Source organism: Clostridium tertium (genome assembly GCF_017873245.1).
In the GTDB taxonomy this organism is placed as follows: Bacteria; Bacillota; Clostridia; order Clostridiales; family Clostridiaceae; genus Clostridium; species Clostridium tertium.
This window is the reverse complement of the sequence record NZ_JAGGJY010000013.1, coordinates 65,050-90,510: the sequence shown is the minus strand read 5'-3', so window position 1 is coordinate 90,510 and position 25,461 is coordinate 65,050. Positions and strand designations below refer to the sequence as shown.

The window sequence follows — 25,461 nt, the reverse complement described above, 5'->3', positions numbered from 1 at the left end:
TAATTTTGAGGTGAAGAGATGGGTTTTTCAAAGCTAATGACATTAGTTTTCGGTGTGGCATTTATGATAATACTTTATTTTATAATATATTATGCACTAAAAATAATGTACAAGGATGTAAAGGGAAGTGGAAGAAGAAAACAATCTTCTGCTAAAAAGAATTATGGAATAGAAGTGCTAAGTACAGGTGAGAACTCAAACTTAGAAGAGGGATCTATTTTATTGTTAAGAGGAACTATAACTATAGGCAGAAAAGAAGGAAATACAATAAAATTAGATGATCAATATGCTTCAGGAAATCATGCGAAAATTATAGTTAAAAATAATGAGATAGTAATAGAAGATTTAAATAGTACTAATGGTGTTTTTATAAATGATGAAAGAGTCAACGGATATTCAAAGATAAGAGCTAATGATCTTATAAGAATAGGCAGTGCTATATTTAAGGTTATAAGAGCAGATAAGAACTAGGGGTGAGTTTATGAATAGTACATTAAAGTTAGAAAAAAGAGTTCTGAAATTAATTTATCTACTATGTTTACTTCTGTTTACTAATTTAGCACTACTAAAAAAACCTTTTGATACTAAAGCGTTAATAATAGGTATAATTCTATGTATAATCATAGGATTTTCCCACTATCTAATAAGACGTTTTTATCCTGATGGGGATAAGTTTATGCTTATATTTTCAAGTATACTAGCTGTAGTTGGAATTGCGGTATTATATAGATTAGATCCTAATTTTGCTATAAAGCAATTAATATGGGCTGTACTTGGAATAATAGCATATATAGCTATAGTTGTAGCATTGCCAGATCTAAAAGGCTTTGCTAAGTATAAAAAAATATATATGATTATTACTTTAATATTTATGCCTATGGCATTAATATATGGTCTTATATTTAATGTGGAAACAAATGGGGCGATGAACTGGGTTTATATAGGACCTTTTGGGTTCCAGCCATCAGAATTCGGAAAGATAGCATTAGTTTTATACTTAGCTTCTTCCCTTATGACATATGAAAGTAAAAATGTAATTAAAGAGGACTTTAAGCAATTAATAGAGCCAGCTGTTATTGTTATGTTCTCATTAGTATGTATGGTTCTGCAAACAGATTTAGGATCAACTTTAATATTTTTTGGAATATCTGTAACTATGCTATATATTGCGACTTCAAAGAAAAAATATGTATTTACATGTTTAGGGCTTTCGGCAATAGGAGCAGTAGGGGCTTATGGCGTTTTTGGACACGTACAAAGAAGAGTGAAAATTTGGCTTGATCCATGGAAATATGCTAGTAATGAAGGGTACCAAATAGTTCAGGGCTTATATGCTATATCATCAGGTGGATTATTTGGTGTAGGTTTAGGTAATGGATATCCTGATTTAATTTTTGCAAGTGAAAGTGATTTTATTTTTGCTGTTATTTGCGAAGAATTTGGTATTATATTTGCAGTAGGATTAATTATAATATACTTCTTATTGTTTTACAGAGGAATAAGAATAGCATTTTTAACAAATGATAAGTTTAGTCAATTAGCTGCTGTTGGGTTTAGTACAATGATAGCTTGTCAGACTTTAGTTATTATAGGTGGAATATTTACTGTTATACCACTTACAGGTATAACTTTGCCACTGATAAGTTATGGCGGTAGTTCTATGTTAACAATGTTTTTTGCTCTTGGTATATTGCAAAAGATATCAGAAGAGTATTAAAATAAAAAAATATATAAAATTGGAATAAAATGTAGTATAATATAAGAAAAGGTAATGGTGAGAATCATTACTTTTTTTATTTTTATATAGTTTGGTTAATTTAATTTTTAGAGAGAAATATTTATAGCTTCGGGGGAGGTAGCATTTTGTCTAAAAAAAGCAAAAGGATAAATTTTGAAGAGAAAGTTAATAAAGATATCGAATTCAGAGACAGTAGAAAGTTGAAGTCTAGTAATAAAAGAAGATTAACTATAACTCAAAAAATATTAATATTTCTTATTACAATTACTTTAATATCAAGTTTATCGTTAGCTGCATATTCATCTTTAATATCGTATAGGAATGAGAAAGTTAGGGTAAATGAAGTTTTAGAGCAAACAAAGGGGTTTGGGAAAAGCTTAATCAGTAATATGATTGTTGATTTAGAAGATTTAATATATTCAGTAGAAAAGGGAATAAAAGATAAGGATAGAGCTAATAGTTTTATAGATTCATTTATGAAAAATAATTTAGATGTAACTTCGATAGCTGTTAAGAACGAGAAGAATGAATTTATAGCATATTCAGGGGGACTAAGTAGATCATATGTAGATGGACTAACTTTTGTTCAAGGGGGATCAATGGGAGTATCTTGGTCAAATGCTATAATATCAGGGGATAAGGGATTTATTGTTATAAAAGTTAACATAGATAATAAAGATTATTTTCTTCAGGTTTCAACATCTATGTTCCAAGAGCAAATTGATGCAATAAATATGGATGGAATAGAAGTTAATTTAACAGATAGTTTTGGAACAATAATGGCAAGTAATAATAAAGAAAAGATAAATACAAAGCTTAATGATGAATTAAGTAAAATAATTGAACAGAATAAAGAGGAAAATGAGGTGAAAATAGGTAATAATAGTAAAATATTTACTTATCATAAATTTACAAATGATTTTAAGATTACAAGTATTTATGATAAAAGTAGTTTAAATAAAAGTATTATTACAAGTATAGTATATACATTAATAATTACTATAATATTCTCTGTAGTAATAATATTAGTTGCTTCTATCATAATAAAAAAGTATTTAAATGCTATAATTGATATAAATAATATGAGTAAATCCATGGGAGAAAAAGACTTTACTAAAAGATCAAAAATAGATTTGGATGACGAAATTGGTGATGTTATAAGGGAGTTAAATAATTCTTTTGGTATTCTTACAACAGTAATGAAGGATAATCTTTCTTTATCAGAAGTTTTAAATGAGAATACTACAAAGATAGATGAGTCATCTAATGAGATGTATGAAGCTTCTAAGCAAGTGGCTACTTCTATTGAAAATATCTCAGTAGTAACACAACAGCAGGCTGATAGCATGGTCAATATATCTAATAATGTTAATGTTTTGGGGGATTCTATAAAGGAAGTTTCTAAAACCATTAATGTGCTAAATAATTTATATTCGGTATTAAGTACGAATGCGAAAAGTAATAATGAAGGAATGCAAGAACTATTAGTAGATAATTCAGATCTTCAAAAATCTATAAAAGATTTATCTAATGATATATTAGATATCTCAGCAAGTACAAATAAAATAAATGATTTTGTAAATATAATAGATGATATAGCAAATAGTATAAATTTAATATCTATCAATGCATCTATAGAAGCTGTACATGCAGGGGAGTTTGGAAAAGGTTTTGCTGTGGTTGCAAAGGAAATTAACAAGCTTGCAGAAAATTCTAAAGAGGCTACTGAGATAATAAAAATTACAACATCAGATATTCATAAAAAGATCAATAGAACAGTTGATATATTGGAGCAAACAAGAAATGTTTCTATAAAAGAAAGCAATAGTGTGAAAAATACTGCTGAGTCATTAAAAGTTATAAGTGATGAGATCATGGTTATGAGGAGTGCTATAGAATCTATAATAAACTCTAATAATGTTGTAACATCTAAGAAAGAAGAGATATTATATATAGTTGAAAGTAGTGCAGCTTCGATGGAAGAAATTGCTGCAGCAACTGAAGAAATTACAGCTATAACAGAAGAGCAATTTAGTTCTACAGAAGAAATAATGAATATGGCTGCAAATTTAAGAGAATTAGCAAAAAAGATGGAAGAGAGTATTGGTGAATTTAAGGTATAATTAAAGATTTTGATGTATAATATAAAAGGAGTATTGCAAAAAGTACAATACTCCTTTACCTATTACTTAATATGATGTGTATTTTTAATTTTACAGTTTAAATATATAGCTTTATAGTTATAATGATATTAATAGATTTTACAAAATAAGGAGGACTTTATGAACGATTTAGCAAAAAGTATAAGAAACGTTATGGTGATATTTCTTTTTTGCTTTATAGCATTAATATCATATATAGCCTATTTTCAAGTGTTTAAGGGCCCTGATATAGCAAATGATTCAGGAAATAAAAGACTTTGGGCGAGAAGAAATGAAATTTTAAGAGGAACTATATATGATAAAGATGGAAATCCACTAACCAATAGTATTAGAGTAGATAAGTTCAATCAAAGTAGAGAATATGTATATGGAGATTTATATGTTCATGCATTAGGATATATAGATGAGAGGTTTGGAATTACTGGCCTAGAGGAAGAATATGATAACGAGTTATCAAAGTACAGTAGTTTTTCTAATGGGATTAGAAGTTTATTAAAAAACTTTGATTTAAAGAAAGCATTTGAAAATAGAGATGAAGAAAAAATAGGAAATGGAATAGTAACTACGTTAGATTATAATCTTCAAAAAGTAGCTTATGATGCAATGGGAGATTTAAAAGGAGCTGTAGTTGCATTAAATCCAAAAACTGGTGAAGTATTAGCTATGGTTTCAAAACCTACATATGATCCAACTAATTTGGAGCAAACTATAGAAGATGCAAATACTGGTGTGGATACTGAAAGCAAACTGTTAAACAGAACAATAAATGGGCTATATCCTCCGGGGTCTGTATTTAAAACAATAACATTAGCAGCAGCTTTAGAAAATGATCCAAGTATAACAGGAAGAACATTTAATGATACTGGGAAAATAACTTTTGATGATGGGACAGAGCTTAATAATTATATGAAGCAAGCTCATGGAAATTTGGATCTTCAGATGGCATATAGAGTTTCAAGTAATGTAGTTTTTGGAACATTATCAATGGAAATGGGAAATGAAAAGTTGAAGGAAGTATCAGAAAGATTTGGATTTAACTCTAGGGTTCCAGGTATAGGAATGTCCATATCTGAAAGTAGATTTCCTTCTTTAAAAGATTATGAATTAGGAAACATAGCACAAAGTGGTATAGGTCAGGCAAGTGTATTATCAAGTCCAATGCAAATGGCAATAGTAGCTGCAACTGTAGCTAATGATGGAGTGCTTATGGAGCCTAAGCTAGTAAACAAGATAGTAGATAAAGACGGAAATACAATTAAGGAAATACAAAATAAAACTTTACAAAGTAATGTTATTTCGAAGGAAATAGCAAACACAATAAAAGATTACATGGGCTATTTAGTTTCTAATAATATATACAGATGGCCAGCTTTTGAAGGAACTAACGCTGGAGGTAAAACAGGTACAGCAGATTATATGCTAGATGATGGCTCAGAGGGAGTGCCACATGGATGGTTCATATCAGCAGCTCCTTTAGATGATCCTAAAATTGCAGTTGCAGTAATAGTAGAGCAAGGTGAAAATGGTGCAGGTTCAGCAGCTGATATAGCTTCAAAAGTTGTAAGGGCGGCTGTACTTGGAGAATAATAGAGTAAAAGGTCGAGAATTTATTTCTCGACCTATTTTTCTACAAAGTTTTAGTTTTTACTATTAGTTTTTCACTATTTATCTTTTACCTCATATATTAAAATAGAGACTTAATTCTTAGGCTTTCTTGTAGAAAGCTAAATAACTTCAGAGGTTAAAAGGAGATATTAGACTATGTTTAGAGTAAAACAATTAGATGTTGAAGGATGTTATTTAATAACACCAACTGTTTCAATGGAAAGCACTTGTGATTTAATTAAAATTTTTAATGATACTCAATTTAATATATATGGATTAAGCACGGAATTTAAGGAAGAATATTATGCAATAGCAAAGCCAGGAGTTGTAAGAGGAATGCATTTTCAGTTACCTCCAGAGGAACATGATAAACTTATAACATGCATAATAGGAGAAATACAAGATGTAGTAGTTGATTTAAGAAAGGAATCTAAAACTTATGGAAAATATACTATGGTTGAATTAAATGAAAGCAATAAGAACCTGATATATGTTCCAAGGGGGTGTGCACATGGATATTATATAAAAGGTAAAAAAGATGCCTTAATTTATTATAAAGTAACAAAACCATTCATTAGAGAGTTACGTGGGGGAATACATTGGGATTCTTTGAATATTCCTTGGGATTTTAGCAATGAAGTTGAGGTTGAAAGTGAAGATAAAGTTTGGCCTAAATTTGAGGGATTTAATTCACCTTTTTAATAATGAGCAGTTAAGAATAGATAATGAATAATTAAGAGAATAATTTAGAGAGGTTAAATTATGAAATCTAACTTTTTAAACATCTCTAGAAGTTTAATACTTAATTGTTCATTATCAACTATTAAGTATTAATTGTAAAGAAATTCCCTTTGTTTACTTTCTTATATAGTGATAAAATTTATATTACAAGAAATACAATTGAAGGGAGGATTTTGATGTTTGATTTTGATTATCATCTTAAGAACTTGCCAGAAAAACCAGGTGTCTATATAATGAAAAACTTTCTTGGTGAAATTATTTATGTTGGGAAGGCAAAAATTTTAAAAAATAGAGTAAGAAGTTATTTTCAACATTCAAAAAACCACTCAGAAAAAGTTAAAGTTATGGTTAAAAATATTTCTGAGTTTGAATACATAGTGACTGATTCTGAAATGGAAGCTTTAATTTTAGAATGTAATTTAATTAAAAAACATAGTCCGAGATATAATATAGCGTTAAAAGATGATAAATTTTATCCCTTCATCAAAATAACTACAAATGATGATTATCCAAGGGTATTTGTAACGCGAAAGTATGCTAAAGATGGAGCAAAATACTTTGGACCATATACAAATGGAACTGCAGTCTATGAGACAATAACTTTGATTAATAAGATTTTTCCTATAAGAACTTGTAAATTGTTAATAAATGAAGGTGGAGAAAAAGTTAGACCTTGCTTAAATTACCATATAAAAAAATGTGTTGCGCCTTGTGCTGGATATGTAACTAAGGAACAATATAGTGAAATGATTAATGATATCATGGATATACTTAATGGTAAGGATAAAACAATAATAAAGACCTTAAAAAAAGATATGGAAGATGCATCAATGAATCTTGAGTTTGAAAAAGCTGCTAAGTATAGAGATAAAATACTTGCCATCGAAGCAATAGTAGAAAAACAAAAGATATTTAAAACTATGGAAGGCGATGAAGACTTTATAAACATATATCAAGATGAAAAGGACAGCTGTATACAAATATTCTTTTCGAGAGAAGGAAAGATTACTGGGCGTGAACATTTTATCTTTGAAAATACAGCGGATGATAAAATTGGGGAAGTATTAGAAGATTTCATAACATCTTTTTATGGTGGAACAGCTAAGATACCTAGAACTATATATGTGCCAGATATAGAAGATTCAGAGCTTATAGAAGATTTCTTAACAATAAAAAGAGGGGCTAAGGCTTGGATTAAGATACCTCAAAAAGGCCAAAAGAAAGATATGCTAGAGATGGTAAGGAATAATGCAAAAATAACTTTAGAGCAATTTAAGGATAAGTTCCTTAAAGAAAAGGAAGTAAATAGAATATCTTTAGAAGAATTGCAATATTTATTGGATTTAGATGAATCTCCTTTTAGAATAGAAGCATATGACATTTCTAATATACAAGGTGTAGATTCAGTTGGTACAATGGTTGTTTTTGAAGAAGGAAAGTCTAAGAATAGCGATTATAGAAGATTTAAAATTAAATCAGTAAAGGGTGCTAATGACTATGATAGTATGAGAGAAATATTAGAAAGAAGATTTTCTCATGGGCTTGAAGAAATAAAGAAGATTCAAGAGAGAAATTTAAATTTCTCAAGTGGTAAATTTTCTAGTTTCCCAGATCTTATAATGATGGATGGGGGAAAGGGGCAAGTAAACGTGGCTTTAGAAGTTTTAGAAAAGTTAAATATAAGTATTCCGGTTTGTGGTTTGGTAAAAGACGATAAACATCAAACAAGAGGAATTATATATAATAATAAAGAACTTATAATAAATAGAAGCTCAAACTTAATGCAAATGATTAGAAGAATACAAGATGAAGTGCATAGGTTTGCTATCACTTATCATAGAACATTAAGAGATAAAAGAACATTACACTCTATTCTTGAAGATATTCCTAATGTAGGAGAAAAAAGAAGGAGAAATCTATTAATGAAGTTTGGAAGCGTTGAAAACATTAAGAATGCAACTTTAGAGGAATTGCTAGAAACGCCAAGTATAGATAAAAAAGCAGCTCAAAGTATAGTGGATTATTTTACGACTAAGGAAAAACAGTAACAAAAGGGTTACAATTTAAGTATTATATATAAATATGCATTTAATGGGTTGTTTATTCATGAGTTTTAATTTATACTATGAAAAGATATTACTACGTGTATTTTATAAGGAGTTAGGTATGAATAAATATAAAGTATTTGAAAACTTATTTAAAGAATTTTACAAAAGCGAAAATATTATTCTTGATGCAGAAATGAAAAATTATGTTCACTTTAGAGTAGGTGGACCAGCGGATATCCTTTTGATTCCAGAAAATAAGGAACAAATTATAAGAACAATAGAAATTTGTAATGAAAAGAACATACCTTTCTACGTAGTTGGAAATGGATCTAACTTATTAGTAAAAGACGGTGGAATAGAGGGCGTTGTTATAAAGTTAAATGATGTAAAGAACATAAATGTTTACGGAGATATTGTTGAAGCTGAGTGTGGAGCTATGTTAAAAGATGTTTCTAATGCAGCTTTAAAAAGTTCTTTAACAGGATTTGAATTTGCTTGTGGAATTCCTGGAACTGTAGGCGGTGCTGTATTCATGAATGCAGGTGCCTATAATGGTGAAATAGCTAATGTGATAGATAGTGCAGAAGTTATTGACAATGAAGGCAAAATATTATCTTTATCAAAAGATGAGCTTGAATTAGGATATAGATCTTCTATAGTAATGAAGAAAAATTATATTGTTTTATCAGCAAAATTTAAATTGCAAAATGGTGATGAGAAGGAAATTAAAGAGGTAGTTAATGATTTGACTTGTAAAAGAGAATCAAAGCAACCGTTAGAATATCCTTCAGCCGGAAGTACATTTAAAAGACCTGAGGGATATTTTGCAGGAAAGTTAATACAGGATGCAGGACTAAAGGGATATAGTATAGGTGGAGCAGCTGTTTCTGAGAAGCATTCAGGGTTTGTTATAAATAAAAATGGTGCTACAGCTAAAGATATATTAGATTTAATAGCATATATACAAAGTGAAGTAAAAAGGCAATTTGATGTAGAATTACATCCAGAAGTTAGAATAATAGGCGAAGATAAAAGATAAATATAGAGTAATAAAAAGGTTCAAGAGGATTCTTGAACCTTTTTATTTTAGTAAACATAAATAGATAAATGCTAATTTATAAATATATAAAAAGTGATTAATAAAATATTGACAATAACAATATGGTATAATATACTATATTTAAAGTTAAATAGAATTATATTATAATTTAAGGAGTGCAAGATTTATGAGAAGGTTTTATATTAAAGAAAGGTTATTTTCAATAGGAGCTAAATTTGAAATCTTGGATGAAAGTGACAATATAGCATTTATTGCAGAGGCAGATAAGTTTGATATAGGGAAAAATATTAGTATATATGATGCTAATAAAAGAAAAGTTCTTTATATGAGACAACAAATAAGGTTGGGAGCACATAAATATATAGCTTATGATGAAAATATGAGAGAAATAGCAACTATAAAAAAAGAATTTATGGTACCAGAGTATAATATTACTGGAATTGTAGGAGTAATTAGTATGGAGTCAAATAGCATGTTAGGAAGGCATTACATAATAAAAAAAGATGGAGTAAATATCGGAAAAATTGATAAGGAGCTAACATTCGGAAGAGATAGATATTCTTTAGAAGTATTAGATGAAAGATATAATATATTTTTTATAGGGTTGTTAGTAATGATAGATATGGTAAGATTCCATGATGATAATTAACCGTAAATAGTATCAATATGATTATAATAAAATAGTATGATTAATAAAATATTATAAAATTTAATAAAAAAGGGGAAATAATAATGGCTCATGAAGTAGATTATGAAATTTTAGGCAATGAAATGCAGTATGTAGAAATAGAACTAGATCCAAGGGAAAGTGTGGTTGCAGAAGCTGGAGCAATGATGATGATGGATAATAGTATTACTATGGAAACAATTTTTGGTGATGGAAGTCAAAAGTCTCAGGGCGGCTTTTTAGGAAAACTTGGAGGTGCGGCAAAAAGAGTAATAACAGGTGAAAGCTTATTTATGACGGAATTTACAAACTCCGGAGTTTTGAAACAAAAAGTAGCATTTGCTGCTCCTTATCCAGGAAAAATAATTGCAATGGATTTAAGAAAACTTGGTGGTAGATTAATTTGTCAAAAAGATTCATTTCTATGTTGTGCAAAAGGAATTAGTGTAGGAATAGCATTTACAAAGAAGCTAGGAACAGGATTCTTTGGTGGAGAAGGATTTATATTGCAAAAACTAGAAGGTGATGGTTTAGCATTTATACATGCTGGGGGAACTATTGTAAAAAAGACATTAATGCCAGGAGATACTATAAAAATAGATACAGGTTGCTTAGTTGCTATGACTCAAAATGTAAATTATGATATACAATTTGTAGGTGGATTTAAAAATGCTGTATTTGGCGGAGAAGGATTATTTTTTGCAACATTAACTGGCCCAGGGGATGTATGGATTCAAAGTTTACCATTTAGTAAATTAGCATCAAGAGTATATTCAGCTGCACCGCAAAACATGGGGAAACAGGTTGATCAAGGAAGTGTTCTTGGTTCATTAGGTAATCTTTTTGAAAATTAATACTGGAATATTTATTATAACGTATGTATAATTATTTTAAGTTGTTAAATAAATTGAAATTATAGCAATAAATAACAAAGGGGGATAGTCCAGGAATTGGACAGAAAAATGAAATATAGGATTAGAGATGAAGTTAAAAGATTAGGTAAGTATGTAGCAGGAAAGCCAATAGATGAAGTGAAAAGGGAATTTGGAATAGATAAAGTTGTTAAGCTTGCATCTAATGAAAATCCTTTAGGAGCTTCCAATAAAGTTAAAAGATTAATGGCTGAATTAGTAAATGAGATGAATATGTATCCGGATTCATCTTCATATGATTTTAAGCAAACTTTAAGTAGCAAGCTTGGGATAAGTAAAGATATGATATTCTGTGGGGCGGGATCAGATTCTTTAATAAATGTAATATGTGAAGTATTTCTGGATAAAGATGATGAAAGTATAATGGCGGAAATTACTTTTCCAAGATACGAGAGTAACACAATTCTTATGGGAGCAAAGCCAATAAAGGTTCCATTAAAAAATAATGGATTAGATTTAGAAGCTATGATAGATGCAATAACGGATAAAACAAAGTTATTGTGGCTATGCAATCCTAACAATCCTACCGGAGGTATTTTTACAAAAGAGGATTTAGATAAAGTATTATGCAAGATACCAGAGGATGTAATTATAATAATGGATGAAGCTTACAGTGAATACGTTGATTCAGAAGATTATCCTAATTCATTGGAATTATTAAAGTCATATCCTAATATGATAGTATTAAGGACTCTATCTAAGGCTTATGGATTAGCTTCATTAAGATTTGGATATGGAATTGCTAATGAAGAGATAGTAGATTATATTAATAGAGTTATAAATGCATTTGATGTAAATTTATTTGCTCAGAAAGCAGCAGTTGTAGCTATAGAAGATGAAGAATTTATAAATACTGTTAAAATCTTTAATAAAGAACAAAGAAGTTATTTAACAAAGAAGTTTAACGAAATGGGACTAGAATGTATAGAATCACAGGCTAATTTTATAATGGTTAATGTAAATGGTGATGATAGGCCAATACATGAATATCTATTAAGACATGGATATATAATAAGACCAGGATACTTATTAGATATGCCTGAATGGATAAGAGTAAGTGTAGGAACTAAGGAGCAAAATGTAGAGTTTTGTGAGTTGTTATATAATGCTATAAAAGAAAGAGATAAAGAATAGTTTTGGTAGAGAAGAGTGATAACTTTTCTCTATTTTTATTTTAAAACAAAATTATTTTAAGTATCCATATAGATATTTATTCTGTATATAATATATGCATATTCAACTGTAAGTATAATATTTATTATAACTTATATAAATAAGCTTGATATGTTATAATTTAACTATACAATCTTCGAATTAAAAAGGAGGCATCATCATGAGATTTATAATAGTTACAGGACTATCAGGAGCAGGTAAAACAGAAGCAACAAGAAGCCTTGAAGATATGGGATACTTTTGTGTAGATAATCTTCCTCCAAAGTTAATACCAAAGTTTGCGGAAGCCTGTGTTCAAAGCCAAGGAAAAATAAATAAAGTTGCATTAGTAATAGATATAAGAGGCGGAATTTTCTTTGATGATTTATTTGAAAGTTTAAATTATTTAAAAAGACAAGATTTTAAATATGAGATACTATTCTTAGATGCAGCAGATGAAGTATTAGTAAAAAGATTTAAAGAATCAAGAAGAAGCCATCCATTAGCACCTGGAAGTAGAGTTATTACAGGTATTAATGAGGAAAGAAATAGATTAAGGGAAGTAAAGGATAGAGCAGATATAATTATAGATACATCAAAGTATGCAATTAGGGACTTAAGAGAAGAAATGAATAAGAATTATGGAGATGTAAAGCAGCCAGAACAGCAACTTTCCGTGACTATCTTAAGCTTTGGGTTTAAATATGGAATACCAGTTGATTCAGATTTAGTATTTGATGTTAGATTTATACCAAATCCATTTTATATTCCAGATCTTAAGCCATATTCAGGTAATGATGAGCCAGTAAAAAAATATGTTCTTGATCAAGAGGAAACTAAAGGTTTTATAAAAAGAGCAGATGATATGTTGGACTTTTTGATACCTAATTATAAGAAGGAAGGAAAGAGACAACTTATAATATCAGTTGGTTGCACAGGAGGAAGACATAGATCTGTAGCTATAGCGAATGCTTTATATAAGAAGTTGCTAGAAAGAAATTACAATGCTTCTGTTGAACACAGAGATATAAGAGAAGATGTACATCAAGGAGCTAAAAAGCTATGAGTATAAAAGATTGGTTGAAACCAGGGGTTAGAATTAAAAGATGGCTTTTCTTTGGAATATTTGGAATTCTTTTAATAGCATTTGGATTTACAGAATTAGCAGTGCGAAGAGTTTATGATTTTTATTACAAAATATTTTATATATTTTTAAATATAACAGGAGTATTCGTTATATATATATCTGTTATAGAAAGTATGAAGTCAATAATAGCACTTACAAATAAGGGATACATTCAGTTATCATTAGATAGTAGGAAAATGGAAAATCTTATATATGAAAAAAGGTTATTAGTAAAGGGGCCTAAGATTGTAGTTGTTGGTGGTGGTACAGGATTGTCAACTATGCTAAGAGGCTTAAAATACTATACATCAAATATAACTGCAATAGTAACAGTTGCTGATGATGGAGGGGGCTCAGGTGCTCTAAGAGAGGACTTAGGGATGCTACCACCTGGAGATATAAGAAACTGTATATTAGCACTTGCAGATACAGAGCCACTAATGGAGGAGTTACTTCAATATAGATTTCCAGATGGAAGATTAAAAAATCAAAGCTTTGGTAACTTATTTTTAGCAGCTATGGATGGAGTAAGTGATAATTTTGAAGATGCTGTTCAAAAAATGAGTTCTGTATTAGCTGTAACAGGAAAGGTATTGCCAGTTACATTAGAGGATATGAAATTAATTGCAGAACTTGAAAATGGTAATAAAGTAGAGGGAGAGTCTCAAATCCCAGATGAAGTATTAAAGCAAAATTCAAGAATAAAAAAACTTATGATAGAGCCTAATGATGCAAAGCCTCTGGAAGATGCTATAAAAGCAATAGAGGAAGCTGATGCAATAGTATTAGGACCAGGGAGTCTATATACAAGTATAATACCAAATTTATTAGTAAAAGATATTTCGGAAAGCATAAGAAAAAGTGATGCAATAAAGATATATATATCGAATATAATGACCCAACCAGGAGAAACACATGGGTTTAAAGCCTCTGATCATATAAAGATATTAAAAAAATATGGCGGAAGAGGAATTGTAGATTATGTAATTGCTAATAGAGGAGATATTCCTAGTGATATAAAGAAGAGATATTCATTAGATAACTCACAATTAGTAGAGTTAGACACAAAAGAAATAAAAGGCTTAGGGGTAGAGGTAGTTGAAGCTTCTTTAGCAAAAATAGAAAAAGGTTATGTTAAGCATGATTCAGAATATTTAGCAGAAGTTTTAGTAGATACAATAATGGAGAAGAAATTGTTATATGATAGAAAGAAAATAATAGAATATATGTATGTATCACAAAGAATTAAAGAGAGAGATAAAAGGAATAAGATTGATAAAGAAAATAACTAAGAGGAGTAAAACTCTCTTAGTTATTTTTTACTTTAAAGCAATATATTGTAATATTAATGTATAATATGGAAAAATATATAATAATTTGTTAGAATATAGTATATAGCTGGGAAAAACATATGAGGAGGTTAAAGTTAAAATTCAATTTACTCCAAGCAAATTTATTGGTATAGAGGATGTATTTTATGGATGTATTGATGATATTTATAGAAATGATGTTAGTGGTTTTATTGTATAATGCATTATTTAATAAAAATAAGAAAGAGAACTTATTAAAGTATGCTATTATAATAGCAATTTGTAGTGTATTATTTTATAATTTTAAAAATATAAATGTTTTGTTAGTGTATGTCATATTGTTATTAGCAGAAATTATTGCAATAGCAATAGTTGATAAAAAAGACAAAAATTTAGTATTAACGGAAATGGTAATATGCGTTGTTATAACTTTTGCATTACAAAGTACATTAGTAACGGTATTGTATTTATTTACTAAAAAAACAAAGGAATTAGCTTTTGTTCAGCTACTATTTTTTGCTATTAGTATATTATTAATTATTATATCTTATAGAAGATATACAAAAAAGAAAAGTTTGGATTTTGAAGAATATATTGAAGATAATCTTTTAATATCAAATATATTTTTAAATATATTTATGTTTTTTATGATATATAAAATTATTTATGATAGCGGAGAATTTTCAAATTTAATTGTTATAGAAATAAACTTACTTATTCTTATAAATATATTTTTAAATGTAAATTTTTATAGGTCATTACATAAAACTGTACTAAAGAATAAAAGTATAGAAGTAAAAAATGCTTACAATCCATTATTAGATGACATAATAGAGAATATAAGAGCAAATGAGCATGAATATAAGAATCATATAAATATACTATATTCAATGATACAGGTATCAAAAGATATTCCGGAGTTAAAGAACAGAGCGAAAAAGTATATAGGTGAATTAGATAACACAAATATATTAATTTCTGTAATAGACATCGAGAGCACGATGATTAAAGCTATTTTATATAGTAAACTAGTTGAATGTGAACAGCATGGAATAAAGTTAAATTATTTTATTGATAGTAATATAGAAGAAAGTTGCTTAGATGAATCAGAGATAACAATAATACTAAGTAATTTATTAAATAATGCTATTGAAGCTACTAAGAATTCGCTAAAAAAAGAGATTACTATAAGAATTAATAAAAGTGAAAAAAACAAAATAGAAGTTATAAATAGTATTTGCGGATTAGATATATCAAATGAAGAAATAGATGGCTTTTTTAAAAAGGGATTTTCAAGTAAAGGGAAGGGCAGAGGGTACGGCTTATATAATGTAAAGAAAATAGTTAAAAAATATAAAGGTGATATAAAGGGAAGAATAATCGAAGAAAACTTAGTTATAGAAATATTAATCTAAATTAATAATTAAAGCTATAATTTACATATAAATTTTTATTATGATTTGTGATATAATTACATGATAACAATAGATAATAAGGAGAAATAGGCCATATGTCATTTTCATCAAAGGTAAAAGGAGAAATTTGCAGACATTCTGAATTAACAAAAGAAGAAGCATTAGCTGAGATTTCAGCAATAATGAAAGTAAGTGGAACAATATCCTTTAGTGGCTTAGGGTTAGCGTTTAGGATTACCACTGAAAACCCAGCATCTGCAAGACATATATTTAGTTTACTAAAAGAACATTTTAATATACATTCAAAACTTATGGTTAAGAAAAGTAATTCATTAAAGAAAAATAATATATATATGGTACTTATAGAGGAATCTATGGGAGTTAGAGATCTTTTAAGAGATACTGGAATACTAACAGAGGTAAAAGGAGTATTAACTTTAGACTACAGAATAGATGAAAATATGGTTAGGACAGAAGAATTAAAAAGAGCATATGTAAGAGGAGCTTTTATAGGTGGTGGAAGTATAAGTAACCCAGAAAAAACTTATCACCTAGAATTCGTTACTCATAGTGAAGATTATGCTAAGGATTTATCAGTTTTAATAAATACTTTTGGATTAAATTCAAAAGTAATACAAAGAAAAAATAGCCATATTATTTATCTAAAAGAGGGAGAGCAAATTTCAAATCTTTTAGGAATAATAGGTGCACATACATCATTATTAGAATTAGAAAATATAAGAATAATGAAAGAAATGAGAAATAACGTTAATAGGCTTGTAAACTGTGAAACAGCAAATTTAAGTAAAACAGTAAATGCTGCAGTAAGACAAGTTGAAAGCATAAAGCTTATTCAAAGAGAAATAGGGCTTCAAAGATTACCAAAAAACTTAAGAGAAATAGCAGAACTTAGATTAAGCTATCCAGATGAGTCACTTAAGGAACTTGGAGAAATGTTGGATCCTCCTGTAGGAAAATCAGGAGTTAATCATAGACTGAGAAAAATAGAAAAGATAGCTGAAGAAGTTAGGTCGGGAACATATTAAAAGAAAGGCGGTGTTTTTGTTGAGTAAAAAATTTACCCATCTACATCTCCATACTGAATATAGTTTGCTTGATGGTTCAGGAAAAATTAAAAAAATAATAAGTAGAGCTAAGGAATTAGGGATGGACAGTATAGCAATTACTGATCATGGTGTTATGTATGGTTGCGTATCTTTCTATAAAGAAGCTATAGAACAAGGAATAAAACCTATACTTGGATGTGAAATATATGTAGCTGCAAAGTCTATGGATATTAAAATAAATGATAAGGAAAATAGCACCCATCACTTAGTATTATTAGTTAAAAATGAAGAGGGATATAAAAATCTTATGGAAATTGTATCTCAAGCATCTATAAGAGGATTTTATTATAAGCCAAGAGTTGATCATGATTTTTTAAGAAGCCACAGTGATGGACTTATTGCTTTAAGTGCTTGCTTAGGGGGAGAGGTTCAGTCATGGCATCTTAAGGATAATTATGAAAAAGCTAAAGAAGTGGCTCTTTTGTATAAAGATATTTTTAAAGATGGATTTTACCTAGAGATACAAAATCATGGTATGGATGAACAAAGAAAAGTTATAGAAGGAAATATTAAGTTATCAAAAGAAACAGGAATTCCTCTAATAGCAACAAATGATGTACATTACATAAATCAAAGAGATTCAGAGTCACATGATGTACTTATGTGTATTCAAACAGGAAAGACGATTGATGATCCGAATAGAAGGAGGTATCCTTCAGATCAATTTTACTTAAAATCCCCAGAGCAAATGTGGGATATGTTTTCACATATTCCAGAGGCTTTAGAAAATACAATAAAAATTGCGGAAGAATGTAACTTTGATTATGAGTTCCATGTATCAAAACTTCCTAAATTTCCAGTTCCAGAAGGTATAGAACCGTATGAGTACTTAAAAAATGTATGTTATTCTGGATTGATAGAAAGATATGAGGTATTTAAGGAGTTCTTAAATAGACCACTAAATGTGGAAGAACTTGTGGATTATTATAAAACAAATGAAGAAGCCTGTGGATATATTGAAAGATTAGAATATGAATTATCAGTAATCAAACAAATGGGATATGTAGATTACTTTTTAATAACTTGGGATTTTATTAGATTTTCTAATGAAAATGGAATTCCAACTGGACCAGGGCGTGGATCGGCAGCAGGTTCAATAGTTGCTTATACTTTAGGTATAACAAAGATAGATCCAATAAAATATAGTTTGCTTTTTGAAAGATTTTTAAATCCAGAAAGAGTAAGCATGCCCGATATAGATTCGGATTTTTGCTATGAAAGAAGACAGGAAGTTATTGATTATGTTGTTGAGAAGTATGGAATAAATAATGTTTCACAAATAATAACCTTTGGAACAATGGCACCTAGAGCATGTATAAGAGATGTAGGAAGAGCTATGAATTATTCTTATGCAGAGGTAGATAGAATAGCTAAAATGATACCAACTATGCTAGGTATTACTATTGATAAGGCTTTAGAAATAAATCCAGAACTTAAAGCAGCATATAATAATGAAGAAAGAGTAAAAGCTTTAATAGATGTAAGTAAGGACTTAGAAGGATTGCCTAGGCATTCATCAACTCATGCTGCAGGAGTAGTTATAGCATCTAAGCCATTAGTTGAATATGTACCACTTCAAAGAAATGAAGATTCTATAGTAGCTCAATTTGATATGACTACATTAGAAGAGCTTGGACTACTTAAAATGGATTTCCTTGGATTAAGGACATTAACAGTTATGAATGATGCTGTTAAAATGATAAAAGAAAACCAAGGAATTGATATAAATCTAGATAAGATTAATTTTGAAGATAAAGATGTATATAATATGATTGGAGAAGGAAAAACAGCAGGTGTATTCCAATTAGAATCTCCAGGAATGACTTCGTTTATGAAGGAATTAAAGCCAGATTGCTTAGAAGATATAATTGCAGGAATATCATTATATAGACCAGGTCCTATGGGTGAAATTCCAAGATATGTTGAATGTAAGCAGAATCCAGATAAAGTTGAATATGAAGTTCCAGAGCTTGAAGATATTTTAAATGTTACTTATGGAGTAATGGTTTATCAAGAGCAAGTAATGGAGATAGTTAGAAAGTTAGCTGGATATTCTATGGGCAGAAGTGACCTTGTAAGAAGAGCCATGTCTAAAAAGAAGCATAAGGTCATGGAGGAAGAAAGAAAAAACTTTATATATGGAGTTGTAGATGATAATGGAAATATAGAAGTTCCAGGATGTAAAAGAAACGGTATATCAGAAGAAGCCGCAAACAAAATTTTTGATCAAATGATGGATTTTGCTTCCTATGCATTTAATAAATCCCATGCAGCTGCATATGCAGTTATAGGATATCAAACTGCATATTTGATGAAATACTATCCTGTTGAAACTATAGCAGCAATGCTTAATTCAGTTATGGGAACAAGTGAAAAAGTAGCTCATTACATAAATTTTGCAGAAAGTCTTGGTATACAAGTATTACCGCCAGATATAAATGAGAGTTATTCCAAGTTTACAGTTAAAGGCGATAAGATTATATTTGGTTTAGCTGCAATAAAAAATGTAGGATATAATGTTGTAGAAACTATTGTAGTGTCTAGAAATAATAAAGGAGAATTTGAGTCCTTGATGGATTTCATAAACAAAATAGATTTATCATCTGTAAATAAAAGAGCAATAGAAAGTCTTATAAAGGCTGGAGCACTTGATTGTTTTGATGTATTTAGATCAAAGCTTTTGGCAGTGTATGAAAAACTGATGGATAGTGTATCCAGTGAAAGAAAAAGAAATATAGATGGACAAATAAGTTTATTTGGTATGGAAGAAGAAATTGAGCTACCTGAAATTAATTATCCCAATATAAAAGAGTTTGCAAAAAAAAATATTTTAGCAATGGAAAAGGAAATGACAGGATTATATTTATCAGGGCATCCTTTAGATGAATATGCTGATAGCTTAAAAGTTCAAACTACTACCAATATAGATAAGGTATATAAATCATATGAGATAATAAGTGATACCTTCAATCAAACTGACTTGCCTGAGGACATAATACATGATGAAGAAAGAGTTATACTTGGAGGTATAATTGCTGAGTCAAATCAAAAAATAACAAGAAGTAATACAATGATGGCATTTTTAAAGCTTGAAGATTTAACAGGTATTATAGAGGTAATAGTATTTCCTAAGACATTAGATAAGGTTAGAGAATCGATTAAGGAAGATAGTTTAGTGGTTATTAAAGGTAGAGTAAGTATAAAGGAAGATGAATTACCAAAACTTATATGTGAAACAGTTGAACCTTTAGAAAAAATAAATACTTCTAAGGTATATATTAGAGCAAATAATTTAGACGAGGGAAGAAACTTAATGAAGGAATTAAGAGTAATGCCTTCAGAATATAAAGGAGATACTACTGTTTATATCTTTACTGCTAATGATAGAAAAAATTATAGAATGCCAAAAGATATATGGATAGATTTGGAATCTGAAGCTGTTAGTTATTTTAAAGAAATAGCTGGAGAAGAAAATGTTAAAATTATAGAATAATAAAGGAAGGATTAAAATCTTTCCTTTTTACTTAATTGTATTTTTTAATTAAATATAAAATAATATTATTATGAAAAGTTAAAAAAAATTTACAATATTAATTAAGAAAAAATTATTATTTAAGCTATAAATAATAATTAATTAGGTTATAATATAAGTAAGAAAGTATAAAAAAGTCGATAAAAATCATAATATTGTATTTATTTTAGTTGCATAAACTTTAAGTAGCAAGTAAAATAAATAAGGTGATAAAAATTAGTAAAAAACTTAAATTAATATAGTGCAATAAATAAAATTATTATAGTAAATAAAAAAATGGATAATTCCACAGAAAGTGGGACAACCTTTGTCCCGGTGGTGTTAAGGAGGAAACAGCATGAAAAAAATAGCTATTTTAACTAGTGGTGGAGATGCTCCAGGAATGAATGCAGCAATAAGAGCCGTTGTAAGAACTGCTTTACATCATGGCATAGAAGTAATGGGCGTTCAAAGAGGATATAGTGGTTTAATTAATGGAGAATTATTTACTATGGATAGATCATCAGTATCAGATATTATCCATAGAGGAGGAACTATCCTAAGAACTGCTAGATGCGTTGAATTTAAAAAAGAAGAAGTAAGAGTTAAAGCTACTAAGATATTGAAAGCATATGGAGTAGATGCATTAGTAGTAATTGGTGGTGATGGATCATTTACAGGAGCTAAACTTTTATCAAAGTTAGGTGTAAAAACTGTAGGATTACCAGGAACAATAGATAATGATTTAACTTATACTGATTTTACAATAGGATTTGATACTGCATTAAATACAGTAATTGATGCAATAGATAAAATTAGAGATACATCAACTTCTCATGAAAGAGTTTCAATAGTAGAAGTAATGGGAAGAGATTGTGGTGATTTAGCTTTATATGCTGGTATAGCAGGTGGAGCAGAATATATAATAACTCCAGAAAAAGGATTCTCAAAAGAAGAACTTTGCAAAGTAATATTAGAAGGTAAACAAAAAGGTAAAATTCATAACTTAGTTTTACTAGCAGAAGGAGTAGGCGGAGCACAAGAGTTAGCTAAATATGTTGAAAGTGTGACAGGTATTGAAACAAGAGCAACAGTTTTAGGTCATATTCAAAGAGGTGGAAGCCCAACAGCAACTGATAGAGTTTTAGCATCTAGAATGGGTTCTAAAGCAGTAGAAGTTCTATTAGAAGGAAAAACATCAAGAGTTATAGGAATAAAAAATAATGAGATAATCGATCAAGATATAGATGAAGCCTTATCATTAGATAGAAAATTTGACGAAAAGTTATTTGAAATAGCAAATGAAATTTCATCTTAGAATTAAATCTTTGATTTATTACTCAACTATATAAATATATTAATAATATTTTACTAAGCTAAAATAAAATATATACTTAAATTAAAGGAGTGTTATTACATGAGAAAAACTAAGATGATTTGTACTATTGGTCCAGCTAGTGAAAATCCAGAAATATTATCAAAAATAATTGAAGCAGGAATGAATGCATCAAGACACAATTTCTCACATGGAGATCATGCAGAACATGCAGAAAGAATAAATTTAGTTAAGGATTTAGCTAAAAAACACAATAAAGAAATAGCAATAATGCTAGATACTAAAGGACCAGAAATAAGAACTGGAAAATTTGAGCCAAAGAAAGTAGAATTAAAATCAGGTGATGATTTTGTAATATATGCAGGCGGAGATGTAATTGGAGATACAACTCAATGTACAGTTACATACGAAGGATTAGCAAATGACGTTAAACCAGGTAATGTTATATTAATAGATGATGGTTTAGTTGGTTTAGAAGTTCAATCTATTGAAGGAAATAAGATTAGCTGTAAAGTTATGAATACAGGTTTTGTAGGAACTCATAAAGGAGTTAATGTTCCAGGAGTTTCAATAAAATTACCAGCATTAACTGAAAAAGATATAGCTGATTTAAAATTCGGTTGTGAAATTGGAGTTAATTTAGTTGCTGCATCATTTATAAGAAAAGCATCAGATGTAGAAGCTATAAGAAAAGTATTAGTTGAAAATGGTGGAGAACACATTCAAATATTCTCAAAGATAGAAAATCAAGAGGGTGTAGATAATATAGATGCTATATTAGAAGCTTCTGATGGAATAATGGTTGCTAGAGGAGATCTAGGAGTAGAAATTCCTATGGAAAATTTACCAGCAGTTCAAAAAATGATAATAGAAAAATGTAACAATGCAGGTAAACCAGTTATAACTGCTACACAAATGCTAGATTCTATGATAAGAAATCCAAGACCAACAAGAGCAGAAGTATCTGATGTTGCTAATGCTATATATGATGGAACAGATGCTATAATGTTATCAGGAGAATCAGCAAATGGAGATTGGCCAGTAGAAGCTGTTCAAACTATGGCTAAGATAGCAATAGAAGCAGAAAAACAATTAGATTATGAAATAGCTACTTCAAGAGCTAAGAAACATATACCTGCTATAGCAGGAGTTATTTCAAGAGCTGCTGCAAATGCTGCTTATGAATTAAAGGCCTCAGCTATAATAACATCTACTCAAAGTGGAGCAACTGCAGGAAGATTATCTCAATGCAGACCAGATTGCCCAATAGTTGCTGTAACTCCAGATGAAAAAGTGGCTAAGAAGTTAGCGTTATGCTTTGGCGTTTATCCAGTTGTTTCAGGACAAATGCAATCAACTGATCATATGATGGAAGAATCAGTTAAAGTTGCGGAAGCTAATGGATTTGTTAAAACAGGTGATACAGTTGTAATTGCTGCTGGAGTCCCTGTAGATAAGATAGGAGCTACTAACTTATTAAAGATAAGCGTAGTAGAATAATAAAAAAAGAAGCCTTTTGGCTTCTTTTTTAGTTTTTAAACAAAACCAAATTAAATGATAATAAATATCAATTAATTTAAGTAAAGTTATATATTGGTTAATATTTAGTGTTAAAATGGTATAAATATAGTTAAAAAATAGATAATTAACAAAATGTTAATAATTATATTGATAATATTTAAGTTATAATGTATATTATTATATAAATATTGTAATAATATTAAATGGAATTAAATGGCAACTAATTCTGACTTAGGCATCTTGTGATGCCATTTTTTTTGCCATAAAATAAATATATGATTTATCAAATATTATGCATATAATTTATTTAAAAGTCTAGGTGTATATTATCTTAAAGAATATATTAGAAATATGCACCTTTTGTATTTTACATATTTTTATGCTATTATAAGGTGAAACTTTAGAGAATAGTTAAAATTTTATATATAAGATTTTAAGAGGTGATTATTTTGATTGAAAAAAATAATGAATATATATTAGATATAATAGGCGTAGGATATGAAGGAGAAGGAATAGCTAAAATAGATGGATATCCTATATTTATAGAAGGAGCTATACTTGGGGAAAAGGTAAGAGTTCTAATAGTTAAAGCAAAAAAAAGTTTTGCATATGGTAAACTTTTAGAAGTTATAGAACCTTCTAAAGAGAGAGTAGAGCCAAAATGTAAAAATTATAAAAGATGTGGCGGATGTTCTATTCAGCATATGAATTATAAAAAGCAATTAGATTATAAATATGAAAGAGTTAAAGATTGCATATATAAAATAGCTGGATTATCAAAAGATATTGTTAATTACCCTATAGGTATGGATACACCAGAAAGATATAGAAATAAAGTTCAATTACCTGTCGGAATGGTTAAGGGAAAGCTTTCAATTGGTTTTTATGCACCAAGAAGTCATGATATAATAGATTTAGATACATGCTTAATTCAAGATAATATAGCTGATGAAGTGACTAGAATAGCTAGAGAATGGATGGAAAAGTATAATATATCTCCTGCGAGTATAGATGGAAAATTTAATCCTCAAGGATTAGTAAGACATATAATGATACGTAGGGGATTTAAAACAAATGAAGTTATGGTTGTATTAGTAACAACGAAAAATAATGTAAGACACATAAATGATTTTGTAGAACTTATAAAAGAAAATGTTAATGGTATAAAAAGCATTATACAAAATGTTAATGAAGCAGATACAAATGTAATTTTGGGAGAAAAGTGCATAACCTTATGGGGAGAAGATACAATAACAGATTATATAGATGAATTTAAATTTAATATATCACCTCTTTCATTTTTTCAAGTTAATCCAAAGCAAACAGAAGTATTATACTCAAAAGCATTAGAGTATGCAGGCTTAACAGGAGAGGAAGTTGTTTTTGATGCATATTGTGGTACAGGAACAATTACGTTATTTCTTTCTCAAAAAGCAAAAAAAGTTTATGGAGTAGAAATAATAAAAGCAGCTATAGATAATGCTAATGAAAATGCAAAGATTAATAATGTTAAAAATGCAGAATTTTTTGTGGGAAAATCAGAAGAGATAATCCCAGATTTAATTGATAAAGGAATTATAGCAGAAGTTATAGTTGTTGACCCACCACGAAAAGGATGCGATATAAAATTATTAGAAGCGATAGGTGATGCTAAACCTAATAGAGTTGTTTATGTTTCCTGTGATCCTAGTACCTTAGCTAGGGATTTGAAAATATTAGAGGAAAAAGGATATAAAACAGCAAAAGTGCAGCCTGTTGATATGTTTCCACATACAAGTCATGTTGAATGTGTAGCTTTGTTGAAAAATAAATAATTAATTTTTAATAAATAAGGTCTTCAATTTATAAGATATATTCTTAAATTGATGACCTTTTAAATTTTATATAATAGGTATTAAGGATATACTTAAAGTTATATTTAGTTAATATGAGGGGGAAAACTTAGTACGTTGTTTAAAAGTGGGGATTTTTAGGAAAATCTGATTATTATTGAAAGTATGGGAGTTATGG

18 protein-coding genes are annotated in these 25,461 nt (G+C 28.9%); all 18 read left to right on the top strand.

All coding sequences use genetic code 11. The features are described 5' to 3' along the window. Positions 1-18: 18 nt before the first annotated feature. The 18 genes from J2Z25_RS14085 (at position 19) to rlmD (ending at position 25,265) form a co-directional block, all read left to right on the top strand. On the top strand, positions 19-471 hold the full coding sequence (locus tag J2Z25_RS14085; RefSeq protein WP_008676267.1) for an FHA domain-containing protein: 453 nt from the start codon (positions 19-21) through the stop codon (positions 469-471). A gap of 10 nt (positions 472-481) precedes the next feature. Continuing rightward, positions 482-1,717 (top strand): FtsW/RodA/SpoVE family cell cycle protein, encoded by a 1,236-nt coding sequence (locus tag J2Z25_RS14080; RefSeq protein ID WP_008676270.1) that lies wholly within the window; start codon positions 482-484, stop codon positions 1,715-1,717. A gap of 146 nt (positions 1,718-1,863) precedes the next feature. Then, positions 1,864-3,861, top strand: a complete 1,998-nt coding sequence (locus J2Z25_RS14075; protein WP_209741051.1) for a methyl-accepting chemotaxis protein — start codon at positions 1,864-1,866, stop codon at positions 3,859-3,861. Positions 3,862-4,020: 159 nt separating this feature from the next. Further along, positions 4,021-5,487 (top strand): peptidoglycan D,D-transpeptidase FtsI family protein, encoded by a 1,467-nt coding sequence (locus J2Z25_RS14070; protein ID WP_008676274.1) that lies wholly within the window; start codon positions 4,021-4,023, stop codon positions 5,485-5,487. Positions 5,488-5,661: 174 nt separating this feature from the next. Then, complete coding sequence (locus tag J2Z25_RS14065; RefSeq protein ID WP_008676276.1) at positions 5,662-6,207, top strand: dTDP-4-dehydrorhamnose 3,5-epimerase family protein; 546 nt, start codon at positions 5,662-5,664, stop codon at positions 6,205-6,207. A 215-nt stretch (positions 6,208-6,422) separates the two neighbouring features. Beyond that, on the top strand, positions 6,423-8,294 hold the full coding sequence (gene uvrC / locus J2Z25_RS14060; protein ID WP_209741050.1) for an excinuclease ABC subunit UvrC: 1,872 nt from the start codon (positions 6,423-6,425) through the stop codon (positions 8,292-8,294). Positions 8,295-8,412: 118 nt separating this feature from the next. Further along, positions 8,413-9,333, top strand: coding sequence for a UDP-N-acetylmuramate dehydrogenase (gene murB / locus J2Z25_RS14055; protein ID WP_209741049.1), 921 nt, complete (start codon positions 8,413-8,415; stop codon positions 9,331-9,333). Between the two features lie 187 nt (positions 9,334-9,520). After that, positions 9,521-10,003: an LURP-one-related/scramblase family protein gene (locus J2Z25_RS14050; protein ID WP_008676283.1), complete on the top strand. Its 483-nt coding sequence runs from the start codon at positions 9,521-9,523 to the stop codon at positions 10,001-10,003. Between the two features lie 83 nt (positions 10,004-10,086). After that, complete coding sequence (locus J2Z25_RS14045; protein ID WP_195624178.1) at positions 10,087-10,875, top strand: TIGR00266 family protein; 789 nt, start codon at positions 10,087-10,089, stop codon at positions 10,873-10,875. 96 nt (positions 10,876-10,971) lie between these two features. Next, the gene (hisC, locus tag J2Z25_RS14040) at positions 10,972-12,087 is read left to right on the top strand and encodes a histidinol-phosphate transaminase (RefSeq protein WP_342451350.1); all 1,116 of its coding nucleotides are present in this window, start codon (positions 10,972-10,974) and stop codon (positions 12,085-12,087) included. 199 nt (positions 12,088-12,286) lie between these two features. Further along, positions 12,287-13,171, top strand: coding sequence for an RNase adapter RapZ (rapZ, locus tag J2Z25_RS14035; protein WP_008676286.1), 885 nt, complete (start codon positions 12,287-12,289; stop codon positions 13,169-13,171). After that, positions 13,168-14,523 (top strand): gluconeogenesis factor YvcK family protein, encoded by a 1,356-nt coding sequence (locus J2Z25_RS14030; RefSeq protein WP_209741048.1) that lies wholly within the window; start codon positions 13,168-13,170, stop codon positions 14,521-14,523. Before rapZ ends, J2Z25_RS14030 begins: the two co-directional genes overlap by 4 nt. Before the next feature lie 185 nt (positions 14,524-14,708). Continuing rightward, entirely contained in the window at positions 14,709-15,956 is a 1,248-nt protein-coding gene (locus tag J2Z25_RS14025; RefSeq protein WP_097033492.1) for a sensor histidine kinase, read from the top strand. Between the two features lie 95 nt (positions 15,957-16,051). Further along, complete coding sequence (gene whiA, locus J2Z25_RS14020) at positions 16,052-17,002, top strand: DNA-binding protein WhiA (RefSeq protein ID WP_209741047.1); 951 nt, start codon at positions 16,052-16,054, stop codon at positions 17,000-17,002. 16 nt (positions 17,003-17,018) lie between these two features. Continuing rightward, positions 17,019-20,576: a DNA polymerase III subunit alpha gene (locus J2Z25_RS14015; RefSeq protein ID WP_209741046.1), complete on the top strand. Its 3,558-nt coding sequence runs from the start codon at positions 17,019-17,021 to the stop codon at positions 20,574-20,576. A gap of 376 nt (positions 20,577-20,952) precedes the next feature. Next, on the top strand, positions 20,953-21,912 hold the full coding sequence (gene pfkA, locus J2Z25_RS14010) for a 6-phosphofructokinase (RefSeq protein WP_008676294.1): 960 nt from the start codon (positions 20,953-20,955) through the stop codon (positions 21,910-21,912). Positions 21,913-22,011: 99 nt separating this feature from the next. Further along, positions 22,012-23,430: a pyruvate kinase gene (gene pyk, locus J2Z25_RS14005; RefSeq protein WP_195959718.1), complete on the top strand. Its 1,419-nt coding sequence runs from the start codon at positions 22,012-22,014 to the stop codon at positions 23,428-23,430. Positions 23,431-23,900: 470 nt separating this feature from the next. After that, on the top strand, positions 23,901-25,265 hold the full coding sequence (gene rlmD / locus J2Z25_RS14000; protein ID WP_209741045.1) for a 23S rRNA (uracil(1939)-C(5))-methyltransferase RlmD: 1,365 nt from the start codon (positions 23,901-23,903) through the stop codon (positions 25,263-25,265). Positions 25,266-25,461: the final 196 nt, after the last annotated feature.

Excerpts from the sequence above, each read along its gene's own strand:
- J2Z25_RS14085 (WP_008676267.1), top strand. The coding sequence starts at position 19 with ATGGGTTTTTCAAAGCTAATGACATTAGTTTTCGGTGTGGCATTTATG.
- J2Z25_RS14080 (WP_008676270.1), top strand. The coding sequence starts at position 482 with ATGAATAGTACATTAAAGTTAGAAAAAAGAGTTCTGAAATTAATTTAT.
- J2Z25_RS14070 (WP_008676274.1), top strand. The coding sequence starts at position 4,021 with ATGAACGATTTAGCAAAAAGTATAAGAAACGTTATGGTGATATTTCTT.
- J2Z25_RS14065 (WP_008676276.1), top strand. The coding sequence starts at position 5,662 with ATGTTTAGAGTAAAACAATTAGATGTTGAAGGATGTTATTTAATAACA.
- uvrC (WP_209741050.1), top strand. The coding sequence starts at position 6,423 with ATGTTTGATTTTGATTATCATCTTAAGAACTTGCCAGAAAAACCAGGT.
- murB (WP_209741049.1), top strand. The coding sequence starts at position 8,413 with ATGAATAAATATAAAGTATTTGAAAACTTATTTAAAGAATTTTACAAA.
- J2Z25_RS14050 (WP_008676283.1), top strand. The coding sequence starts at position 9,521 with ATGAGAAGGTTTTATATTAAAGAAAGGTTATTTTCAATAGGAGCTAAA.
- J2Z25_RS14045 (WP_195624178.1), top strand. The coding sequence starts at position 10,087 with ATGGCTCATGAAGTAGATTATGAAATTTTAGGCAATGAAATGCAGTAT.
- rapZ (WP_008676286.1), top strand. The coding sequence starts at position 12,287 with ATGAGATTTATAATAGTTACAGGACTATCAGGAGCAGGTAAAACAGAA.
- J2Z25_RS14030 (WP_209741048.1), top strand. The coding sequence starts at position 13,168 with ATGAGTATAAAAGATTGGTTGAAACCAGGGGTTAGAATTAAAAGATGG.
- J2Z25_RS14025 (WP_097033492.1), top strand. The coding sequence starts at position 14,709 with ATGGATGTATTGATGATATTTATAGAAATGATGTTAGTGGTTTTATTG.
- whiA (WP_209741047.1), top strand. The coding sequence starts at position 16,052 with ATGTCATTTTCATCAAAGGTAAAAGGAGAAATTTGCAGACATTCTGAA.
- pfkA (WP_008676294.1), top strand. The coding sequence starts at position 20,953 with ATGAAAAAAATAGCTATTTTAACTAGTGGTGGAGATGCTCCAGGAATG.
- pyk (WP_195959718.1), top strand. The coding sequence starts at position 22,012 with ATGAGAAAAACTAAGATGATTTGTACTATTGGTCCAGCTAGTGAAAAT.